The organism is Microcystis sp. M53602_WE12 (genome assembly GCF_030065455.1).
Taxonomy (GTDB): Bacteria; Cyanobacteriota; Cyanobacteriia; order Cyanobacteriales; family Microcystaceae; genus Microcystis; species Microcystis aeruginosa.
In genome coordinates, this window is the sequence record NZ_JASJFB010000657.1 from 1 (window position 1) to 2,007 (window position 2,007).

General features: G+C 44.6%; 3 protein-coding genes. 2 read left to right on the forward strand and 1 reads right to left on the reverse strand.

Annotated elements, in window-relative coordinates:
* Positions 1-85: 85 nt before the first annotated feature.
* Complete coding sequence (locus tag PX482_RS20640) at positions 86-211, reverse strand: hypothetical protein (RefSeq protein ID WP_288028090.1); 126 nt, start codon at positions 209-211, stop codon at positions 86-88.
* A 284-nt stretch (positions 212-495) separates the two neighbouring features.
* Between PX482_RS20640 and PX482_RS20645 the strand changes: the two genes are divergently transcribed.
* Positions 496-1,500 carry a sulfate/molybdate ABC transporter ATP-binding protein gene (locus PX482_RS20645; protein ID WP_288122961.1) on the forward strand — a complete coding sequence of 335 codons (1,005 nt, stop codon included), beginning with the start codon at positions 496-498 and terminating at the stop codon, positions 1,498-1,500.
* Between the two features lie 352 nt (positions 1,501-1,852).
* On the forward strand, positions 1,853-2,007 hold a 155-nt coding region (locus tag PX482_RS20650), incomplete at its 3' end, for a helix-turn-helix domain-containing protein (RefSeq protein ID WP_287736602.1).

A 2,007-nucleotide genomic window follows, 5' to 3' on the forward strand; every position in this document is an offset into this window, starting at 1 on the left:
CCAAGCTTTTCTGGTCGGAACCCCCTAAGCCGAGTTTTCAAGGTGCTGCGCCGTCCACTTGGTTTTCGAGACTGGCCTTTTAATTCTAACGTAAAGCCAACCTAGAACGGCGGGGTTTCAGACCCAAAATTTCCGATGAACCGCCAATTCCCGTTAATCCCACGACAATTCCGATAAAAAAGCTAAATATTGTCAATAAAGAATAGTCCATTTTTGCCTCAGTTGTCTCTTTTCTCCGGTGTGTTTCTGGTGGTTAAGAGACAAAATTAGTTAATTAAGCCTTTAGAACCGACTAAAAGAGCAAAAAAGAGTATTAGTAAGCTTTTATCGCTGTTTAATCTTTTAGTCTCTGTTTATAACCAGTAATCTCCCGAATCGAAACTTAATTTTCTTGCTATCTTGTAAAATGTAAGTGTATTTTAATACGATTGCGATTGAATCATGGTTAAAATACGGTCAAACCCTATACATTTTTTTGCCAGAGGATTAGCTACCGTGAGCATCATCATCGAGCGAGTATCGAAAAAATTCGGCACCTTTACTGCTTTAGACAACATCAACCTAGAGATCAAATCGAATCGTCTGGTGGCACTGCTGGGGCCGTCCGGTTCAGGAAAAACCACTCTCCTGAGAGCGATCGCAGGATTAGAACCTCCCGACACAGGCAAAATTATCATCAATGGCAAAGACACAACCCATTTAAATGTCAGAAAAAGGAATATTGGCTTTGTTTTTCAGCATTATGCGCTTTTTAAACACCTGACGGTGCGTCAGAATATCGCTTTCGGTTTAAATATTCGCAAAGCTACCCCGAACTATATTCAAAAACGAGTGGACAATCTCTTGAGTTTAATTCAATTGCAGGGATTAGGCGATCGCTATCCGGCCCAACTATCCGGGGGTCAACGTCAACGGGTTGCCCTGGCCCGGGCCTTAGCGGTGGAACCGGAAGTATTATTATTAGATGAGCCTTTTGGGGCCTTGGATGCCAAAGTTAGAAAAGAGCTACGAGTTTGGTTGCGACAGTTACACGAGGAGGTCCATGTCACCAGTGTTTTTGTCACCCACGACCAGGAGGAAGCCATGGAAGTGGCCGACGAGATCGTAATTTTCAATGAGGGTAAAATCGAACAGGTGGGAACTCCCGATCAGGTGTACGATCATCCTGCCTCTGCTTTTGTGATGAGTTTTATCGGCCGGGTGAATGTTTTGCCACCGACCTCGGCTGCACTATTCGAGCAGCTCGGAGGGGGTACTAACGGAGTCAAGATTTTCATTCGTCCCCACGACCTAGAAATTCTCTCTTTTCCCAATGGGTCTAGCATTGAGGCAAAAGTCGAGCGCATTATCCATCTGGGTTGGGCCATCGATGTGGAATTAATTCTACCGGATCGCTCTCTCCTGATTGCCCATCTGAATCGAGAACAACTGGCTCAACTGCATCTCCAAGTCGGGGAGCAAGTTTATGTTCGTCCTCGGGATGCTCGCGTTTTTGCTTAAAAGTAAACGTTCCAAAACTCGATTAAATTCTGTGGTGCGATATAGAGTTTTTCTCCTTGTCCCAATAATAGACTTGTCGCACCCACAGCATCGCCATACATGGTGTGATCGGGTTCCGCACAAAGTCACAGGCACTCATCGTCATCGAAAATTTTGGGTCTGAAACCCCGCCGTTTTACGGCGGCTTTGCTGTTAAATATGAGCATCGTTTACGAAATATAGCGTTTTTCAGTCTGCTGAGGTACAAAAGTTATGGGTTTTAGGCAAAAGGCAAGAGGCAAAAGGCAAAGGGGAAGAAAAACAGGTGTACCTCACTAGCTTAGGAAACGCTATATATGCTAAAATGTGAGACATGGAAAAAGCCTATTCGTTTCGATTTTACCCCACACCAGAACAAGAGTCGCTATTGCGGCGCACTTTGGGCTGTGTAAGATTGGTTTACAATAAAGCTCTCCATCTCAGAACACAAGCATGGTACGAAAGACAAGAAAGAGTAGGCTACGCTCA